At 65.1% G+C, this 17370-nt stretch carries 17 protein-coding genes; 10 read left to right on the forward strand and 7 right to left on the reverse strand.

The genetic code is table 11. The features are described 5' to 3' along the window. Nucleotides 1–158: 158 nt before the first annotated feature. The 4 genes from pheS (at nt 159) to IVB01_RS05845 (ending at nt 4970) form a co-directional block, all read left to right on the forward strand. Nucleotides 159–1241 (forward strand): phenylalanine--tRNA ligase subunit alpha, encoded by a 1083-nt coding sequence (pheS, locus tag IVB01_RS05830; RefSeq protein WP_247276551.1) that lies wholly within the window; start codon nt 159–161, stop codon nt 1239–1241. Nucleotides 1242–1327: 86 nt separating this feature from the next. Next, a complete protein-coding gene (locus IVB01_RS05835; protein WP_247421450.1) occupies nt 1328–1798 on the forward strand; it encodes an endonuclease domain-containing protein in 471 nt (156 codons plus the stop codon). Then, nucleotides 1795–4203 (forward strand): phenylalanine--tRNA ligase subunit beta, encoded by a 2409-nt coding sequence (pheT, locus tag IVB01_RS05840; RefSeq protein ID WP_247494313.1) that lies wholly within the window; start codon nt 1795–1797, stop codon nt 4201–4203. Before IVB01_RS05835 ends, pheT begins: the two co-directional genes overlap by 4 nt. Further along, nucleotides 4200–4970 carry a sulfite exporter TauE/SafE family protein gene (locus IVB01_RS05845; protein WP_247276554.1) on the forward strand — a complete coding sequence of 257 codons (771 nt, stop codon included), beginning with the start codon at nt 4200–4202 and terminating at the stop codon, nt 4968–4970. The genes pheT and IVB01_RS05845 overlap by 4 nt, the downstream gene beginning before the upstream one ends. Before the next feature lie 178 nt (nt 4971–5148). Here the strand turns inward: IVB01_RS05845 and IVB01_RS05850 are convergent, their stop codons facing one another. Next, nucleotides 5149–6537 carry an NAD(P)/FAD-dependent oxidoreductase gene (locus IVB01_RS05850; protein WP_247421446.1) on the reverse strand — a complete coding sequence of 463 codons (1389 nt, stop codon included), beginning with the start codon at nt 6535–6537 and terminating at the stop codon, nt 5149–5151. 192 nt (nt 6538–6729) lie between these two features. Here IVB01_RS05850 and IVB01_RS05855 point away from each other — a divergent pair, with 192 nt between their 5' ends. Beyond that, nucleotides 6730–7707 carry a YiiX/YebB-like N1pC/P60 family cysteine hydrolase gene (locus tag IVB01_RS05855; protein WP_247276556.1) on the forward strand — a complete coding sequence of 326 codons (978 nt, stop codon included), beginning with the start codon at nt 6730–6732 and terminating at the stop codon, nt 7705–7707. A 309-nt stretch (nt 7708–8016) separates the two neighbouring features. On the opposite strand, the gene IVB01_RS05860 is transcribed toward IVB01_RS05855, so the two are convergent. Next, nucleotides 8017–8292, reverse strand: a complete 276-nt coding sequence (locus IVB01_RS05860) for a metal-sensitive transcriptional regulator (protein ID WP_247276557.1) — start codon at nt 8290–8292, stop codon at nt 8017–8019. Between the two features lie 50 nt (nt 8293–8342). Here IVB01_RS05860 and IVB01_RS05865 point away from each other — a divergent pair, with 50 nt between their 5' ends. The 3 genes from IVB01_RS05865 to IVB01_RS05875 all read left to right on the forward strand — a co-directional run bounded on the left by IVB01_RS05865 (nt 8343) and on the right by IVB01_RS05875 (nt 12312). Continuing rightward, nucleotides 8343–10802: a heavy metal translocating P-type ATPase gene (locus IVB01_RS05865; protein WP_247494314.1), complete on the forward strand. Its 2460-nt coding sequence runs from the start codon at nt 8343–8345 to the stop codon at nt 10800–10802. A 70-nt stretch (nt 10803–10872) separates the two neighbouring features. Next, nucleotides 10873–11325 (forward strand): nickel-responsive transcriptional regulator NikR, encoded by a 453-nt coding sequence (gene nikR, locus IVB01_RS05870; RefSeq protein ID WP_247276559.1) that lies wholly within the window; start codon nt 10873–10875, stop codon nt 11323–11325. 246 nt (nt 11326–11571) lie between these two features. Beyond that, nucleotides 11572–12312, forward strand: a complete 741-nt coding sequence (locus IVB01_RS05875) for a sulfate transporter family protein (RefSeq protein WP_247276560.1) — start codon at nt 11572–11574, stop codon at nt 12310–12312. Nucleotides 12313–12329: 17 nt separating this feature from the next. Here IVB01_RS05875 and nth read toward each other — a convergent pair whose 3' ends face one another. Next, the gene (nth, locus tag IVB01_RS05880) at nt 12330–13082 is read right to left on the reverse strand and encodes an endonuclease III (RefSeq protein WP_247276561.1); all 753 of its coding nucleotides are present in this window, start codon (nt 13080–13082) and stop codon (nt 12330–12332) included. 22 nt (nt 13083–13104) lie between these two features. Here nth and IVB01_RS05885 point away from each other — a divergent pair, with 22 nt between their 5' ends. Together IVB01_RS05885 and IVB01_RS05890 are read left to right on the forward strand one after the other, a co-directional pair. Beyond that, nucleotides 13105–13638 (forward strand): DUF2244 domain-containing protein, encoded by a 534-nt coding sequence (locus IVB01_RS05885; protein ID WP_247276562.1) that lies wholly within the window; start codon nt 13105–13107, stop codon nt 13636–13638. Nucleotides 13639–13692: 54 nt separating this feature from the next. Next, nucleotides 13693–14589 carry a bifunctional helix-turn-helix domain-containing protein/methylated-DNA--[protein]-cysteine S-methyltransferase gene (locus IVB01_RS05890; protein ID WP_247276563.1) on the forward strand — a complete coding sequence of 299 codons (897 nt, stop codon included), beginning with the start codon at nt 13693–13695 and terminating at the stop codon, nt 14587–14589. A 93-nt stretch (nt 14590–14682) separates the two neighbouring features. On the opposite strand, the gene IVB01_RS05895 is transcribed toward IVB01_RS05890, so the two are convergent. From IVB01_RS05895 to pyrF, 4 genes are all read right to left on the reverse strand, one after another. After that, on the reverse strand, nt 14683–15306 hold the full coding sequence (locus IVB01_RS05895) for a 2,3-bisphosphoglycerate-dependent phosphoglycerate mutase (protein ID WP_247276564.1): 624 nt from the start codon (nt 15304–15306) through the stop codon (nt 14683–14685). 19 nt (nt 15307–15325) lie between these two features. Next, on the reverse strand, nt 15326–16141 hold the full coding sequence (gene dapB, locus IVB01_RS05900) for a 4-hydroxy-tetrahydrodipicolinate reductase (protein ID WP_247276565.1): 816 nt from the start codon (nt 16139–16141) through the stop codon (nt 15326–15328). 180 nt (nt 16142–16321) lie between these two features. After that, nucleotides 16322–16633, reverse strand: coding sequence for a DUF1330 domain-containing protein (locus tag IVB01_RS05905; RefSeq protein ID WP_247276566.1), 312 nt, complete (start codon nt 16631–16633; stop codon nt 16322–16324). A gap of 21 nt (nt 16634–16654) precedes the next feature. Beyond that, on the reverse strand, nt 16655–17365 hold the full coding sequence (pyrF, locus tag IVB01_RS05910; protein ID WP_247276567.1) for an orotidine-5'-phosphate decarboxylase: 711 nt from the start codon (nt 17363–17365) through the stop codon (nt 16655–16657). Between the last annotated feature and the right edge of the window lie 5 nt (nt 17366–17370).

Genomic DNA, 17370 nt, shown 5'->3' on the forward strand with positions numbered 1-17370 from the left:
CAGCTTGTGATGGCCCGGGCAGAGGCGCGTCTTGCCGCCTTACTGCCCCGGCCGTCATCTCTTGCGCAAGCATACTTCTCAGACGTGGATGCCCGGCAGCGCGCCGGGTGTGACGGGCTAGGATCATCGGCTCAGCATCCTGGCCAAAAGGGATTGCCATGACCGATCTTGCCCAGCTCGAAGCCCAGATCATCACCGACATCACCGCCGCGGCGGACGAGGCGGCGCTCGAAGCCGTGCGTGTCGCAGCCCTTGGCAAGAAGGGCTCGATCTCCGCACTGCTCGCAACGCTCGGCAAGATGTCGCCGGACGAGCGCAAGACGCAAGGCGCCGCGATCAACCAGGCCAAGGACAAGGTCACCGAGGCGCTCGCAGCAAAGCGCGACGTCTTGAAGTCGGCGGCGCTCGATGCCCGGCTGGCCGCCGAGACCATCGATGTCACGCTGCCCTTGCGCGATGCCGCGGCCGAGGCCGGCCGAATCCACCCGCTGAGCCAGGTCTGGGACGAGTTGACCACGATCTTCGCCGACATGGGATTCTCGGTCGCCGAAGGCCCCGATATCGAGACGGATGATTACAACTTCACCAAGCTGAATTTTCCGGAAGGCCATCCCGCGCGCGAGATGCACGACACCTTCTTCTTTCATCCGAAGGAAGACGGCTCGCGCATGCTGCTGCGGACCCACACCTCGCCGGTGCAGGTGCGCACCATGCTGAGCCAGAAGCCGCCCATTCGCGTGATCTGCCCGGGTCGCACTTACCGCATCGATTCGGACGCGACCCACACGCCGCAATTCCACCAGGTCGAAGGCCTCGTCATCGACAAGCACTCGCATCTCGGCCACCTCAAATGGATCCTGCACGAGTTCTGCAAGGCGTTCTTCGAGGTCGACCACATCAACATGCGCTTCCGTCCCTCGTTCTTCCCGTTCACCGAGCCCTCGCTTGAAGTCGACATCCAGTGCCGTCGCGACAAGGGCGAGATCCGCTTCGGCGAGGGCGAGGACTGGCTGGAGATTCTCGGCTGCGGCATGGTGCATCCGAACGTGCTGCGCGCCTGCGGCATCGATCCCGACGAGTACCAGGGCTTTGCCTGGGGCATGGGCATCGACCGCATTGCCATGCTGAAATACGGCATCGCCGATCTGCGCCAGCTGTTCGACAGCGACGTCCGCTGGCTGTCCCATTACGGCTTCAAGCCGCTGGAGGTACCGACGCTGGCTGGGGGGCTGAGCTCGTGATGGTCAGCGCTGGGAGCAATTCCACAAAGACCCTTTCCGTTCCCTCCCCCCTTGTGGGGGAGGGTCAGGGAGGGGGGTAGCCGCAGATGCCGCACACAGTGGTGAGCGACCGTCAGCGCAGCCGAGCGAAGCAACTTCGCCGCACGATGACGCGCGCTGAGACACTGCTATGGCGATATCTGAAAGCTAATCGCATGGATGGCCTGGGCGTCCGACGTCAGACACCGATCGGGAGTTACATCGCCGATTTCGTGTGCTTCTCATCGAAGCTAATTATCGAGCTCGATGGAGAATCTCACAATTTCGAGGAACGGCAGAAGGCAGATCAGCGTCGTGATGCGTTCTTCGTCGCGGAAGGATTTCAGGTTCTGCGTTTCACGAATGAGCAGGTGATGTCAAACCTTGAGGGAGTTGTCGAGGCAATCCGCCAGGCAGCTTCCGTCAGAGCGCGCGGCTTACCCCCCTCCCTGCCCCTCCCCCACAAGGGGGGAGGGAACACTGGCACCGACCAAGATCAATTCGTAAACACCGACAAGAACCGAGGCACACAGCCATGAAATTCACCCTCTCCTGGCTGAAGGATCATCTCGACACCGACGAGCCCCTGGAAAGGCTCGCCGACAAGCTCACCATGATCGGGCTCGAGGTCGAGAACATCGAGGACAAGGCGAAGGCGCTGAAGCCCTTCACCATTGCGAAGGTGATCTCGGCCGAGCAGCATCCGAATGCGGATCGCCTGCGGGTCTGCATGGTCGACACCGGTGACGGTGGCGCGCCGGTGCAGGTCGTGTGCGGCGCGCCGAATGCGCGGGCCGGGCTCGTCAGCGTGTTCTCGCCGCCCGGCACCTACATTCCCGGCAAGGACATCACGCTCGGGGTCGGCACCATCCGCGGCGTCGAGAGCCGCGGCATGCTGTGCTCGGCGGCCGAGCTGCAGATATCCAACGACCATGACGGCATCATGGAATTGCCTGCGGACGCGCCGATCGGCGCCGGCTACGCCGAATGGGCCGCGCTTGGCGATCCCGTGATCGAGATCAACCTGACCCCGAACCGGCAGGACTGCACAGGCGTGCACGGAATCGCGCGCGATCTTGCCGCTGCCGACATGGGCAAGTTCAAGGACCCCACGATCAAGCCGATCAAGGGCGAATTCCCCTGCCCGGTGAAAGTGACGGTCGAAGACGCCACGCTGTGCCCGGGCTTCGCGCTGCGCCTCGTGCGCGACGTCAAGAACGGCCCGTCGCCGGAATGGCTCCAGAAGCGGCTGACCGCGATCGGGCTGCGCCCGATCAACGCGCTGGTCGATATCACCAATTTCATGACGTTCGATCGCGCACGGCCGCTACATGTGTTCGACGCCAAGAAAGTGAGCGGCAATCTCGTCGTACGGCGCGCCCGCGAGGGCGAGAGCCTGCTGGCGCTCGACGGCCGCACCTACAATCTCGATCCCAATATCTGCGTGATCGCGGATGAGCACGGCGTCGAATCGCTTGCCGGCATCATGGGCGGCGAGGCCTCGGGCTGCGACGAGAACACCACCGACGTTCTGATCGAATCGGCGCTGTGGAACGAGATCAACATCGCCCAGACCGGCCGCAAGCTCGGTGTGAATTCGGATGCGCGCTACCGCTTCGAGCGTGGCGTCGATCCGGCCTTCATGGTGCCGGGGCTCGAGCTCGCGACCAAGCTGGTGATGGAGTTGTGCGGCGGCACGCCGTCCGAGACCGCCGTGGTCGGCAAGGCCTTCGGCGACGACCGCGTGATCGATTTCCCGGTCACCGAAGTCAAGCGTCTGTCCGGCATCGAGGTGCCCCAGCCGGAGATGAAGCGCATCCTGACCCATCTCGGCTTCATGATGGCGGGCCCAGGTCCGGTGGTGAAGGTCGCAGTCCCCTCCTGGCGCACCGACGTGCACGGCAAGGCCGACATCGTCGAAGAGATCGTGCGCATCTTCGGTGTCGACAAAGTGCCGATGACGCCGTTCGAGCGCGGCGAAGACGCACGCAAGCCTGTGCTGACCCCGCTTCAGCTGCGCACCCGGCGCGCGCGGCGCGCGCTGGCGAGCCGCGGCATGGTCGAGGCCGTGACGTGGTCGTTTATCGCAAAACCCGCGGCAAAATTGTTCGGCGGCGGCCAGCGCGAGCTCGAGGTGGCGAACCCGATCGCATCCGACCTTTCCGACATGCGCCCGACGCTACTCGCGGGCCTGCTCGCGGCGGCGCAGGCCAATGCCGATCGCGGCTTTGGCGACGTCGCGCTGTTCGAGGTGGGGCAGCTGTTCAGGGGAGACCGCCCGCAAGATCAGTTCATGGCGGCGAGCGGCGTACGCCGCGGCTTTGCGTCCTCGGAAGGTCTCGGCCGGCACTGGTCCGGCTCGGCGCAGGCTGATGTGTTCGACGCCAAAGCCGATGCGCTGGCGGTGCTCGCCGCTGCCGGCGCGCCGATGCAGGCGCTTCAGATCGTCGCCGGTGGCCCCGGCTGGCTGCATCCGGGGCGTTCGGGCACGATCCAGATCGGTCCGCAGAACGTGCTTGGCTATTTCGGCGAGATGCACCCGCGCGCGCTCGAGGCGCTCGGGGCCGACGGCCCGCTGATCGTGTTCGAGGTGATCCTCGACCGCATTCCGGAGGCGAAGAAGAAGCCGACCTGCGCCAAGCCTGCGATCGAGCTGTCGGCGTTCCAGCCTGTTATGCGCGACTTCGCCTTTATCGTCGATCGCACAGTCAAGGCCGGCGACATCGTGCGCGCGGCGCAAGGCGTCGACAAGAAGCTGATCACGGGGGTCAGCGTCTTCGACGTCTACGAGGGCAAGGGCATCGATGACGGCAAGAAGTCGATCGCGATCGCGGTCACGATCCAGCCGCGCGAGAAGACGCTGACTGACCAGGAGATCGAGGCTGTGGCCGCGAAGGTCGTGGCCGAGGTGACGAAGAAGACCGGCGGCACTCTTCGCGGATGAGCCTGACGGACTTTCTGCCGAAGGACGTCAGCCTCACCATTGCGATGGCGCTCTGCGCTGTCGCGTTCGTTTCGGGCACCGCCCGCGGCTTCTCCGGGTTCGGTTCGGCGCTGATCTTCATGCCGCTGGCGAGCAGCATCGCTGCGCCGCGGCTCGTGGCTGCCTTGCTGCTCGTGATCGATTTCGTCGCGGCCGCGCCGCTCCTGCCCGACGCCTGGCGCAAGGCGGACTGCAAGGCCACGGCCGTGATCGTGCTGGGCGCGCTGATCGGCGTGCCCCTTGGGACCTATTTCCTCAGCGTACTCGAGCCCGTCACCACGCGCTGGATCATCTCCTGCTTCGTCGCCGCGCTGCTGCTCCTGCTGCTGTCGGGCTGGCGCTATCGCGGCAAGGACCACACCTGGCTCTCGGTCGGCATCGGCGGCCTTTCCGGCTTCTGTAGCGGGCTGGCGCAGACCGGCGGTCCACCGATCGTCGGGTATTGGCTCGGCCGTCCGATTGCGCCGATCGTCGCGCGCGCCAACATCGTGCTGTTCTTCGGCGCGTCGGATTTCTTCTCGATGGTGAGTTACGCGAGCACGGGCCTGATCTCGCGCGAGTCGCTCGCGCTTTCGCTGATCGTCGGCCCGGTCTATGCGATCGGCGTCGCGTTCGGTGCATCACTGTTCGGCCGCGCGAGTGAGAAGGTGTTTCGCGGCATCTGCTACGCGTTGATCGCGCTGGCGGTGATTGCCGGGCTGCCGGTGCTGGATGGGATATTGCGGTAAACCAATGCTGTCGTCCCCTGCGAATGCAGGGGAACCATACCGCGTGATCTATCGATTAGGCACGAGTGACCGCCCCGACGAAGATCTTTTATCTGCTGGTCTTCGCCAAGCTCTCCCTGTGGTTTGTGGGTCCCTGCGTTCGCAGGGACGACAGCGGAGTGTTTGGGGACTGATTGCCTCACTGCCGCGGCACGCGTCGCTTCTTGGTCGACTGCGTCGGGACATCCGCCGGCTCGTCTTTGAGCGCGCCGATCTTGCGCAGCGCGGCGTCCGCGGCGCGTTCGCCGCTTTCCCAGGCGCCGTCGACGGTGCCCCACAGCGTCTCATGCGTGGCTTCGCCGGCAAGGAACATGTTGCCGATCGGCTCCGTCAAAACCTTTCGCGAGAGGTGACCGCCGGGCGCGGCCGCCGACATCGCGCCCATGACATAAGGCGAGGCATTCCAGCGCGTCGCGCTGGTCTTCTGCACGGCGGCCGCAGCTTCGCTGCCGAACAGTTTGGTGATCCACTCCTTCGCGAAAGCCGTCATCGCCTGCTCGCCCTGTCCGGAGAGATCGCGGCCGAACGAGCCGCCGACGTCGATTGAGCACAGCACGGAGCCGCCGATATTGGCGAACAACAGCGCCGTACGCGTCGAATTGCTCTGCTCGATCAGGGTGTCGTCGCGCGACAGTCCGAGCGGGTTGCCCGGCAGTTGCAGCACGATGCGATCGTAGCTGCCGAGGGTGAGCTTCGATGCCGCGTCCAGCGTGCGTTTCGGAATGTCGGGTCCGAACTTGATCGCGCCAGAGGTCAGTACGTTGGTCGAGACGGTGATGATGGCGGCGCGGGCCGCGATCTTGCCGCTTGGGGTCTCCACTCCGACATCGCGATTGCTCCAGACGATCCGGCTCACCGGCGTCGACAGCACCACCGGCGCCTGCTCGCCGAGTTTCGCGATCAGCGTCCCCAGACCCTGGCGGCAGGCGATCGCGCCATTGCGGTCCTGCGCGCGGGCCTTGTCGATGGCCGAAAGCTCCTTCAGATCCTTGCCCGCGAAGCCCGCGCCCAGCATGAACTCGGTCGCGCCAGCCCAGTCGCCGAGATCCTTCGGCAGCACGGAGGCGCAAGAGGTGTCCAGCTTGCCGCGCGCGGCGTCGTCGATGGCACGGTTGGTGCGGACCAGCGCGGCCAGGAACTCCTCGGTTTCGCCGGCGCGCGCATTGCGGCGGCCGATGCGCATTTTCTGGCCCGATGGCGCCGGCAGCACGTCGAGCCCGGCGCTGCGCGCCAGCCGGATCATCGGATTGGTGTCGGGATTGTGCATCCAGCGCGCGCCGCGGTCGAACGGCGTGCCGAAAATCGTGCTATCCGTGATGCAACGGCCGCCGATCTGGGCCGCCGCTTCCACCACCACAACCCTGCGGTTGGCGGCCATGATGCGCCGCGCTGCGGCAATCCCCGCAGCCCCCGCGCCAATCACGACGACATCGGCCTCCCGCGGCGGGGTCGCGGCGGTCGCGCGCAGCACAGGCATCGCGGCAAGGCCCGCCGACGCCGAAAGGAAGCCGCGGCGCGTGATAGTCATGTCATGGTTTCCGGGGACTTGCGACGTATGGGAACAGCCCGCGAACCTTGCCGTATCTGATGTTGCGCAGCAACCATCATGGTGAATCAATCGTACTTGATCTCACAGAGTGATGAACCGAATTGCAACACGTTTGGACCATGATAGAGAAGGGAAAAAGACGGCCGGAAAAGGCCCTGGGGGGAGTTTGAGATGGGGACGGTCCTGGACTCGGTCGGCAAGCTGATTGCCGCGTACCTCTCGAAGGAGGTGCCGGGCTACGAGCCGTTCACGCCGAGCGACCCGGAGCACCTGCGCGGCGTCATCGAGCCTGGCGACGTGCTGCTGGTCGAAGGCAACAACCGCATCTCCGGTATCATCAAATATCTGACGCAGTCGACCTGGTCGCACGCTGCGCTCTATGTCGGTCCGATCGAGGGCGCGGAGGAGGCTGACGGCGAGCCGCATGTGCTGATCGAGGCCAATATCGGCGAGGGCGTCACCTCTGCGCCTTTGTCGAAATATTTTCCCTATCACACCCGCCTCTGCCGCCCGGTCGGGCTGTCCTATGAGGACCGTACCACCGTCTGCCGTTATGCGATCAACCGCATCGGCTTCGGCTACGACACCAAAAACATCGTCGACCTCATGCGCTTCCTGTTCCCGCTGCCGATACCACAGCGCTGGCGGCGGCGCATGATCGCGCTGGGATCGGGCGATCCCACCAAGATCATCTGCTCGGCGCTGATCGCGCAGGCGTTCGACGCCGTGCGCTACCCGATCCTGCCGAAGATCACCAAGGCCGGCAGCCGCGCCGCTCGCCGCGAAATTCTGCACATCCGCGATTCCTCGCTCTACATGCCCCGCGACTTCGACATCTCGCCCTATTTCGAAGTCGTGAAACCCACCATCGTGCACGGCTTCGACTACACAGCCTTGCACTGGGCCGACAAGCAGAAGCCGCTCGAGGAGGTGGCGGGCACATTCAGTGTGTTTCCAGAAACGCTCCGTGCGCCGCCGCTCGTTCCTGAGGCGTCTGACGAAGCGACGCCGGCTGAAATTTCGGCTGAAGAAGTGAGCAAGCAACCTGCCGAGATGGCCGAACGAATGTCGGAGCATTTCCCGCTGCTAAAGAGATTGGCGATGTACCGCCCGCGGCGGCGGGGACGGGCAAGGGAGAGGGTGGCGTAGACCGCCTCCCCGCTGTCGTCCTGGCGAAAGCCAGGACCCGTTACCCCAGAGTGCAGTTTGACGAAGGCTCCGCGTTGGGTACGATTACCGCGCGCAGCCGAGAGATTCCGCGGTATGGGTCCTGGCTTTCGCCAGGACGACGCTGGGGCGTATCTCGCGCGTCCCTTTGCAAAGTCATTCTACAGTCATTGCGAGCGCAGCGAAGCAATCCAGACTGCCGCCGCGGTGAGATTCTGGATTGCTTCGCGGAGCCTGTCATCGGGCCGCGCTTCGCGCGGACCGTTGGCTTGCAATCGCGAAAGTAGGAACCTACCGCTCCGCCCGTCCGATCACTGCCATCAGCTCCGCGATCTTCTCGCGCTGATCGGCCTTGTCGCCACTGGCGATGGCGTGCTCGACGCAATGGGCGACGTGATCCTTCAGGATCTCCTCCTCGACCCGGCGCAGCGCGGCGCGCACCGCCGAGATTTGCGTGACGATGTCGATGCAGTAGCGATCTTCCTCCACCATTTTCGAGAGGCCGCGAACCTGACCCTCGATCCGGCCGAGACGTTTTCCGACAGATGTCTTGATGTCCATGCGCATGGGGCCTATATACCCCCCTAGGGTATCAATTGCAAGGGCGGAGCCTCGCCATGAACGACGCCGACCACGGGGACCATCACAAGCAGGAAACACATGCCGGATGCGGCTGTTCCAGGAAAGCCGCGCCGGCCGCAAAGCCGGCATCCTCCTGCTGCGGCGGCCACGGCGATCATGCCGGCCACTCCGATCATCATCACGGGCATGACCATGGCGGTGTCGCGACGAAGGTCCTCGATCCCGTCTGCGGCATGACGGTCGATCCCACGACCTCGAAGCACCACCTCACACATCACGGCGAGACGTTCCATTTCTGCTCGGCCGGCTGCCACACCAAGTTCGCCACCGATCCCGCCAAGTACCTCGCCAAGGACAAGGCGCCCGAGCCCGAGATGCCCGCGGGCACGATCTACACCTGCCCGATGCACCCCGAGATCCGCCAAGTCGGCCCCGGTAGCTGCCCGATCTGCGGCATGGCCTTGGAGCCGGAAGTCGCGAGTCTGGAGGCCGGTCCCAATCCCGAGCTCGCCGACATGACACGGCGGTTCTGGATCGGCGGGGCGCTGGCACTGCCGGCCGTGGTGCTGGAGATGGGCGGCCACCTCGCCGGCCCGCACAGCTGGATCGATCCGACATTGTCGAACTGGCTCCAGCTCTTCTTCGCCACGCCGGTGGTGCTGTGGGCCGGCTGGCCATTCTTCGTCCGCGGCTGGCAGTCGCTGCGGACGCGCAACCTCAACATGTTCACGCTGATCGCGATGGGCACAGGGGTGGCCTATGTCTACAGCGTCCTCGGCACCGTCGCGCCGCAAATATTCCCTGATACCTTCCGTGGCCATGAGGGTGCGGTCGCCGTTTATTTCGAGGCAGCTGCCGTGATCACGGTGCTGGTGCTGCTCGGCCAGGTGCTGGAGCTGCGCGCACGTGATGCGACCTCGGGCGCGATCAAGGCGCTGCTCCAGCTCGCGCCGAAGACCGCACGACGCGTCGAGCCTGATGGCAGCGAGCACGAGGTCGAGATCGATACGCTGCATGCTGGCGACCGTCTGCGCGTCCGCCCCGGCGAGAAGGTGCCGGTCGACGGCATCCTTCTCGAAGGCCGCTCTTCGCTCGACGAATCACTCGTCACGGGCGAATCCATGCCGGTCACCAAGGAGAGCGGAGCCAAGGTGATCGCCGGCACGCTGAATCAGTCCGGCAGCTTCATCATGCGTGCCGACAAGGTCGGGCGCGAGACGCTGCTGTCGCAGATCGTGCAGATGGTCGCCGACGCACAGCGCTCGCGCGCGCCGATCCAGCGCTTGGCCGACCAGGTCGCCGGCTGGTTCGTGCCGGCCGTGATCGTTGTCGCGCTCGCGGCCTTCGCTGCCTGGGCTTGGTTTGGACCAGAGCCGCGTCTCGCCTTCGGTCTCGTCGCAGCCGTCAGCGTGCTGATCATCGCCTGCCCCTGTGCGCTCGGGCTTGCGACTCCGATGTCGATCATGGTCGGTGTGGGCCGCGGTGCACAAGGAGGCGTGCTGATCAAGAACGCCGAGGCGCTGGAGCGAATGGAGAAGATCGACACGCTGGTGGTCGACAAGACCGGCACGCTGACCGAGGGCAAGCCCAAGGTGGTGGCGATCGTGCCGGCTGCCGGCTTTGCCGAGAATGACGTCCTTCGCCTCGCCGCCAGCGTCGAGCGTGCCAGCGAGCATCCCCTGGCCGACGCGATCGTGCGCGCGACAAAGGAGAAGCAGCTCACTCTTGAGCAAGTCGAGCATTTTGACTCGCCGACCGGCAAGGGCGCGACCGGCAAGGTCGAGGGCAAGAGCATCGTGCTCGGCAATGCCAGATATTTGTCGTCGATCGGAATCGACACCAAGCTGCTCGACGCCGAAGCCGAGCGGCTGCGCGGCGACGGTGCGACGGTGATCAACATGGCCGTGGACGGCCGGCTCGCCGGCCTGTTCGCGATCGCCGATCCGGTCAAGGCGTCGACCCCGGAGGCGCTGAAGGCACTCGCGGCCGAAGGCATCAAGGTCATCATGCTGACCGGCGACAACCGCACCACGGCGCAAGCGGTGGCGCGCCGGCTCGGCATCGCCGAGGTCGAGGCCGAGGTGCTGCCGGACCAGAAGAGCGCGGTGGTCGCCAAGCTGCAAAAGGCCGGCCGCAGCGTCGCGATGGCCGGCGACGGCGTCAACGACGCGCCAGCGCTGGCGGCCGCCGAAGTCGGCATCGCAATGGGCACCGGCACCGATGTGGCAATGGAGAGCGCTGGCGTGACCCTGCTCAAGGGCGATCTCGTCGGCATCGTGCGCGCGCGAAGACTGTCGCAGGCGACGATGAGCAACATCCGCCAGAACCTGTTCTTCGCCTTCATCTACAACGCCGCGGGCATCCCGATCGCAGCCGGCATCCTCTATCCGGCGTTCGGCCTGCTGCTCTCGCCGATCATCGCTGCGGCGGCGATGGCGCTGTCCTCGGTGAGCGTGGTCGGGAATGCGCTACGGCTGCGTGCGACCAGGTTGTGAATCGCTTGCGCGGCCAGGCAAGATATAGGTAGCCCGGACAGGCCAAGCGACACGCGAGGAGAGATATCTGATGCAGCGAATTACGATCACGATCGAGGATGATCTGCTGGCGGAGATCGACGCGGCGGCGGAAGCGCGCGGTTACCAGAACCGCAGCGAGATCATCCGCGATCTCGCCCGCGCCGGCCTGCAGAAGAGCAGCGAGGATACCACGCAGACCGGCTCCTGCGTCGCGGGGCTCGTCTACGTCTATGACCACGCCGCCCGAGATCTCTCAAAACGCTTGGTGCAGGAATTCCATGGCCATCACGACCTCGCGCTGGCGACCCTGCACGTCCATCTCGACGACGACAATTGCATGGAGATGACGGCGCTGCGCGGCGCCGCCTCCGAGGTCAAGCATTTCGCCGATCACATCATCGCCGAACGCGGCGTGCGCTACGGTCGCGTGGTGATGATCCCGACCGGCGAAGCCAAGCACGTAAAGGCGCGCAAGCACAGGCAGGGCCATCGGCATGAGTAGCAACTAGCCGCACACGCGGTGCCGACCCCTCTCCCCTTGCGGGAGAGGGTGGCTCACCGCGGAGCGGTGAGACGGGTGAGGGGTATGTCTCCGCACATCCAACTCTCATTTGAATGCGAAACAACCCCTCATCCGGCGCTTCGCGCCACCTTCTCCCACAAGGGGAGAAGGTAAGAATGAAGCCGCCCTTGCCGATGCCACATTGGGTGTCTACCTCTCGCGTGTTGCTTATTTCAGAGGGTCCCCATGCTGGATGCCGCCGTGAAGGCGTTGTCGCAAATGATCTCGCCGCCGATGCGCTCGATCCTGTGGCGATCGATCGGGCTTGCGCTGGTGCTGATCACCATCCTGGCGATCGGCCTGCAGCGGCTCCTCAGCTGGTTTGCGACCTCTGGCGAGGTCTGGCTGGAGGGCCTGCTCGGGCCCGGCTGGCATTCCTCGCTTGAAGTCCTCTCGTGGATCGTCTCGATCGCAGCGGGCCTCGGCGTCGTGTTCGGCGGCGTCTTCCTGATGCCCGCGATCACCTCGCTGGTGGCGAGCCTGTTCGTCGACGACGTCGCCGACGTCGTCGAGCGTGAGCATTATCCCGCCGAGCGGCCGGGCGTTGCGCTGCCATTCGGCCAGGCAATCCTCGAGGGCATCAAGACCGCGCTGCTGACGATTGTGGTTTATCTGATCGCGTTGCCGCTGGTACTCTTCGCCGGCGCCGGCTTCCTGATCTTCTTCCTCGCTGCCGCCTGGCTGCTCGGCCGAGAATATTTCGAGCTCGCGGCCATGCGCTTCCGCCCGCCGGAGCAAGCCAAGGCGATGCGGCGCGACAACGCCGCAACCATCTTCACCGCCGGTCTCTTCATCGCCGCCTTCGTCTCGATTCCGATCGTGAATTTGGCGACGCCGATCTTCGGCATGGCCTTCATGGTCCACATGCACAAGCGGCTATCCGGTCCGCGGCCCGAACTGATCGAGCCGGCGCGGCAGATGCGGTGACGCGCCCGGCGCGGCACTCAGACCGTCTTCTCCGGCCAGCGGCAGAGATCGTTGATCAGGCAAACCTCGCAGCGCGGCTTGCGCGCGAGACAGGTGTAGCGGCCGTGCAGAATCAGCCAATGATGGGCGTGCAGCATGAACTCGGCGGGGATCACCTTTTCGAGACCGAGCTCGACCTCGAGCGGCGTCTTGCCGGGCGCAAGCCCGGTGCGGTTGCCGACGCGGAAGACATGCGTGTCGACCGCCATGGTGTGCTCGCCAAAGGCCATGTTGAGCACGACATTCGCGGTCTTGCGTCCCGCGCCGGGCAGCGACTCGATCCCCGCGCGCGTCCGCGGCACCTCGCCACCGAATTCGCTGAGCACCTTTGCCGACAGCGCAATGACGTTTTTCGCCTTGGTGCGATAGAGGCCGATGGTCTTGATGTACTCGCGTAGGCGCTCCTCGCCGAGATCGAGCATCTTCTGCGGGGTGTCGGCCACCTCGAACAACGCGCGCGTCGCCTTGTTCACGCCGGCGTCGGTGGCCTGCGCCGACAGCACCACGGCGACCAGCAGCGTGAACGGGTTGACGTGCTCGAGCTCGCCCTTCGGCTCCGGATTGGCCTTGCGGAAACGGCTGAAGGCCTCGTGAATTTCGGCGGGCGTCCAGGGTTTTGTCGCTTTGAGCGATTTCTTCGCGGGAGCCCTCGGCTTCGCAACGGCCGGCTTTGGCTTTTTCTTCAGCCCGGGAGTTTTGCGCGGGACCGGCTTGCGGGTGATTTTCGCCATGATTGGGATATACTGAGCGACGATGAGCACAGGCAACGAAATTGAGCGCAAGCCTTCTGAAGATCCGCGCGAAGTGCAGATCTTCTCCGCGCTGCTGACGCCACATCGCTCGCTGAATCGCACCGGCTTCCTCGCCGTGATGCTGTTCCTGAGCGTGGTCAGCTTCGTCACGGGGCTCGCCTTTCTGATGATGGGCGCCTGGCCGGTGTTCGGCTTCTTCGGGCTCGACGTCCTCGTGATCTGGTGGGCCTTCAAGGCCAATTTCCGCGCCGCGCGGGCCAGCGAGGAGATCATGGTCACCCCTTCCGAATTGCGCGTGCGTCGCGTCAGCGATCGCGGCCAGGTCGCCGAATGGACGTTCAATCCGCTCTGGGTCCGGCTCGACATGGAAATCGACGAGGACTTTGGCATCGAGCATCTCTACCTCATCTCGCGCGGCCACCAGATCCAGATCGCCCGCTTCCTCGGGCCGGACGAAAAGGCAAGCTTTTACAAAGGCTTGTTTGAGGCATTGAACGCCGCCAAGCGCGGCCCGACCTACAACCCGGTCAGCTGATTCCAGATCGGAAATCGGGTGGTTTCGCACCCTTCCCTCTCCTACATTTCGGTCATGATGACACTCGCCATACATGACCAGCGCCTGGCCAAGCCGGGCCCCCAGAACGCCGCGCTGCGCGACTATGATTCCGTGCGCCGGGCGATCGCGTTCATCTCCGAAAACTGGCGGACGCAGCCGACCATCGAGGCGATGGCAGATGCGGCCGGCGTCACGCCCGATGAGCTGCACCATCTGTTCCGCCGCTGGGCCTCGATCACGCCGAAGGCATTCATGCAGGCGCTCACCCTCGACCATGCCAAGGGGCTCCTGCGGGATTCTGCGAGCGTCCTCGATGCGGCGCTCGACTCCGGCCTGTCAGGCCCCGGCCGCCTGCACGATCTCTTCGTCACCCACGAAGCGATGTCGCCGGGCGAATGGAAGAACGGCGGCGTGGGATTGACGCTGCGCTACGGCTTCCATCCCTCGCCATTCGGCACCGCGATCGTGATCGCGACCGACCGCGGCTTGTCGGGGCTGGCCTTCGCCGACCATGGCGAGGAGAAGATCGCGCTCGCCGACATGACGCGACGCTGGCCAAAAGCGACTTATGTGGAAGATCACGAAGGCACCGCGCCGTTGGCGCAGCGCATCTTCGACACGAAGCTGTGGCGGCCGGACCAGCCGCTACGCGTGGTCCTGATCGGCACTGATTTCGAGGTGCGGGTGTGGGAGACCCTGCTGAAGATTCCGATGGGACGCGCGGTGTCCTATTCCGACATCGCCTGCAACATCAACAGCCCGAAGGCCTCGCGCGCCGTCGGGGCCGCGGTCGGCAAGAACCCGGTCTCGTTCGTGGTGCCCTGCCACCGCGCCCTCGGCAAGAGCGGCACGCTCACCGGCTACCACTGGGGCATCACCCGCAAGCAGGCGATGCTGGGCTGGGAGGCGGGGCGGCTGGGAATGCAGTAGCTATTGTCATCCCGGCCTGGTCGGCAATCGCGCAAGGTCGGGACGACACCGAATGTGAGGGCGCGGTCTCACCGCACCTCGCACGATCGCGGCCTACCCCGCCAGATCCAGTTTCGACGCCACGGTTGAATCCGCATTGAGGCGGTAGATGATCGGCACGCCGGTCGCGAGCTCGCGCTTCAAAATGCCTTCAGGTGAAAGCTTTTCCAGCACCATGATCAGCGCGCGCAGCGAGTTGCCGTGGGCGGCGACCAGCGTGCGCTTGCCATTGAGCACGCTGGGCAGAATCTCCTGCACGTAGTACGGCAGCGCCCGCGCGAGGGTGTCCTTCAGGCTTTCGCCGCCGGGCGGCGGCACGTCGTAGGAGCGGCGCCAGATCAGCACCTGGTCCTCGCCCCATTTCTTGCGGGCGTCATCCTTGTTGAGGCCGGAGAGATCGCCATAGTCGCGTTCGTTCAGCGCGAGGTTCTTCGAAGTCGGCAGGCCTTCCTGCCCGAGTTCACCGAGGATGAGGTCGAGCGTGTGCTGCGCGCGCGTCAGCACCGAGGTGTAGGCGACGTCGAACACCAGGCCCTGCGCCTTCAGCTTACGGCCGGCTTCCTTCGCTTCAGTCACGCCTAGCTCGGTGAGATCAGGGTCCTTCCAGCCTGTGAACAGGTTCTTCAGATTCCATTCGCTCTGGCCGTGGCGTACGAGCACGAGAAGACGTTCGCTCATTCACTGCTTTCCGTTTCGTTCAGATGTCAGACAGGCCGAGCACGTCGGCCATGGAGTAATGCCCCGGCTTCTTGCCATGCGCCCACAGCGCCGCCTTGAGCGCGCCATGGGCGAACAGCATGCGGTCCTCGGCGTGATGCGACAGCGTCAGGCGCTCGAACGGGCCGAGGAAGCTAACACTGTGATCGCCGGCCGCGGTGCCGCCCCGCAGCGAGGCAAACCCGATGTCGCCCGGGCGGCGCGTGCCGGTGAGGCCGTCCCGGCCGCGCGCGGCGTGCTCATCGAGCGGTATGCCGCGGCCGCTCGCGGCCGCCTGGCCCAGCATCAGTGCCGTGCCCGAGGGCGCGTCGACCTTCATGCGATGATGGGTCTCGACGATCTCGATGTCAAAACTCGGGTCGAGCGCTTTGGCGACGCGCTTGACCACGGCCGCGAGCAGGTTGACGCCGAGACTCATATTGCCGGATTGCACCACGACAGCGCGGTTGGTCACGCTCTTGATCACGGCGTTATCCGAGCCCGACAGCCCGGTCGTGCCGATGACGTGGACGAGGCCGCGCTCGGCGGCGATCGCGACATTGGCGATGGTCGCGGCCGGCACGGTAAAATCGAGGATGCCGTCGGCATCCTTGGACATCGCCCATAGGTCGGCAGAGAGCTTGATGCCGTTGGCCGGGAGGCCTGCGAGCACGCCGGCATCCTTGCCGAGCAGCTCCGAGCCCGGCGCCTCCAGCGCGCCGGCCAGCACTGCGCCTTTGCTCTCGGCAATCGCCCGCGTCAGCGCGCGGCCCATCCGGCCGCCGGCCCCAGCAACAATCAAGCGCATGTCGGACATGGTGTGATCCTCTCCGCTGCCGTTGTAGCGGGGGCAGACAGTTCCGGCAACCGAGGGGCCTGACACCATCGTCATTCCGGGGCGATGCGCAGCATCGAACCCGGAATCTCGAGATTCCCCGGTGCGCAATTGCGCACCTGAGGCCTGGGCCTTCGGACCATCCCGGAATGACGGCGTGCTTCAGCCGTCCGACGGCTGCGGGCCGTCATAGCCCTCGATGATAATGAGATCGGCGATGGAGTGCGGCTGGCGCACCTTGATGTTGGCTTGGTATTCCGGCGAGTTGTAGCAGGCGAGCGCGGTCTCGTAGTCCGGGAATTCGATCACGACGTTGCGGTTGCGGCTGGCGCCTTCGACGGCGGTGAACTTGCCGGCGCGAACGACGAAGCGGCCACCCCATTTCTTGAAGATCGGACCGTTGGCGACGGCATAGGGCTTGTAGCCCTCGTCATTGCTCACATCGACGCGCCCGATCCAGTAGCCTTTTGCCATTGTTGTTCTCCCTCTTGTTAATCAGCCGAGCGCCTGCGCGATCTCGGCTTGAATGGCTTCCGCGATTGCCTTGGGCTCGGTGGCTTCCACCACCGGCCGCCCGACGACGAGGTAGTCGGCGCCGGCAACGATGGCGCGGCCGGGCGCCATGATGCGCTTCTGGTCGCCGCTTGCCGAACCCGCCGGGCGGATGCCGGGCGTGACGAGGCTCATCTGATGGCCAACAATCTTGCGCAAGGCACCCACCTCTTCCGGCGAGCAGACGAGACCATCGACGCCGAGCACCTGCGCCTGCTGCGCGCGCGCTTCGACCAGTTCGGAGACGCCGAGCCGATAGCCGGCCGCGTGCAGATCATCCTCATTGTAGGACGTCAGCACGGTGACGGCGAGGATCTTCAGGTTCGAATTGGCGCGGCCTTCGACAGCGCCCTTCATGGTCTGTGGATAGGCGTGCACGGTGAGGAAGGTTGCGCCGAGCTTGGTGATGCTCTCGACGCCTTGCGTCACGGTGTTGCCGATGTCGTGCAGCTTGAGATCGAGAAAGACCTTCTTGCCCTTGTCGGCGAGCCGGCCGACCAGCGGCAAGCCATCGGCATAGGCGAGCCGGTATCCAATCTTGTAGAAATTGACGCTATCGCCGAGCCTGTTGACCATCGCTTCCGCGATATCGACGCTCGGCACATCGAGCGCAACGATCAAGCGGTCCTTCGGGGCGATCTCGGCTGGCGTCATGTCAC

Source organism: Bradyrhizobium sp. 164, from assembly GCF_023073715.1.
Classification (GTDB): Bacteria; Pseudomonadota; Alphaproteobacteria; order Rhizobiales; family Xanthobacteraceae; genus Bradyrhizobium.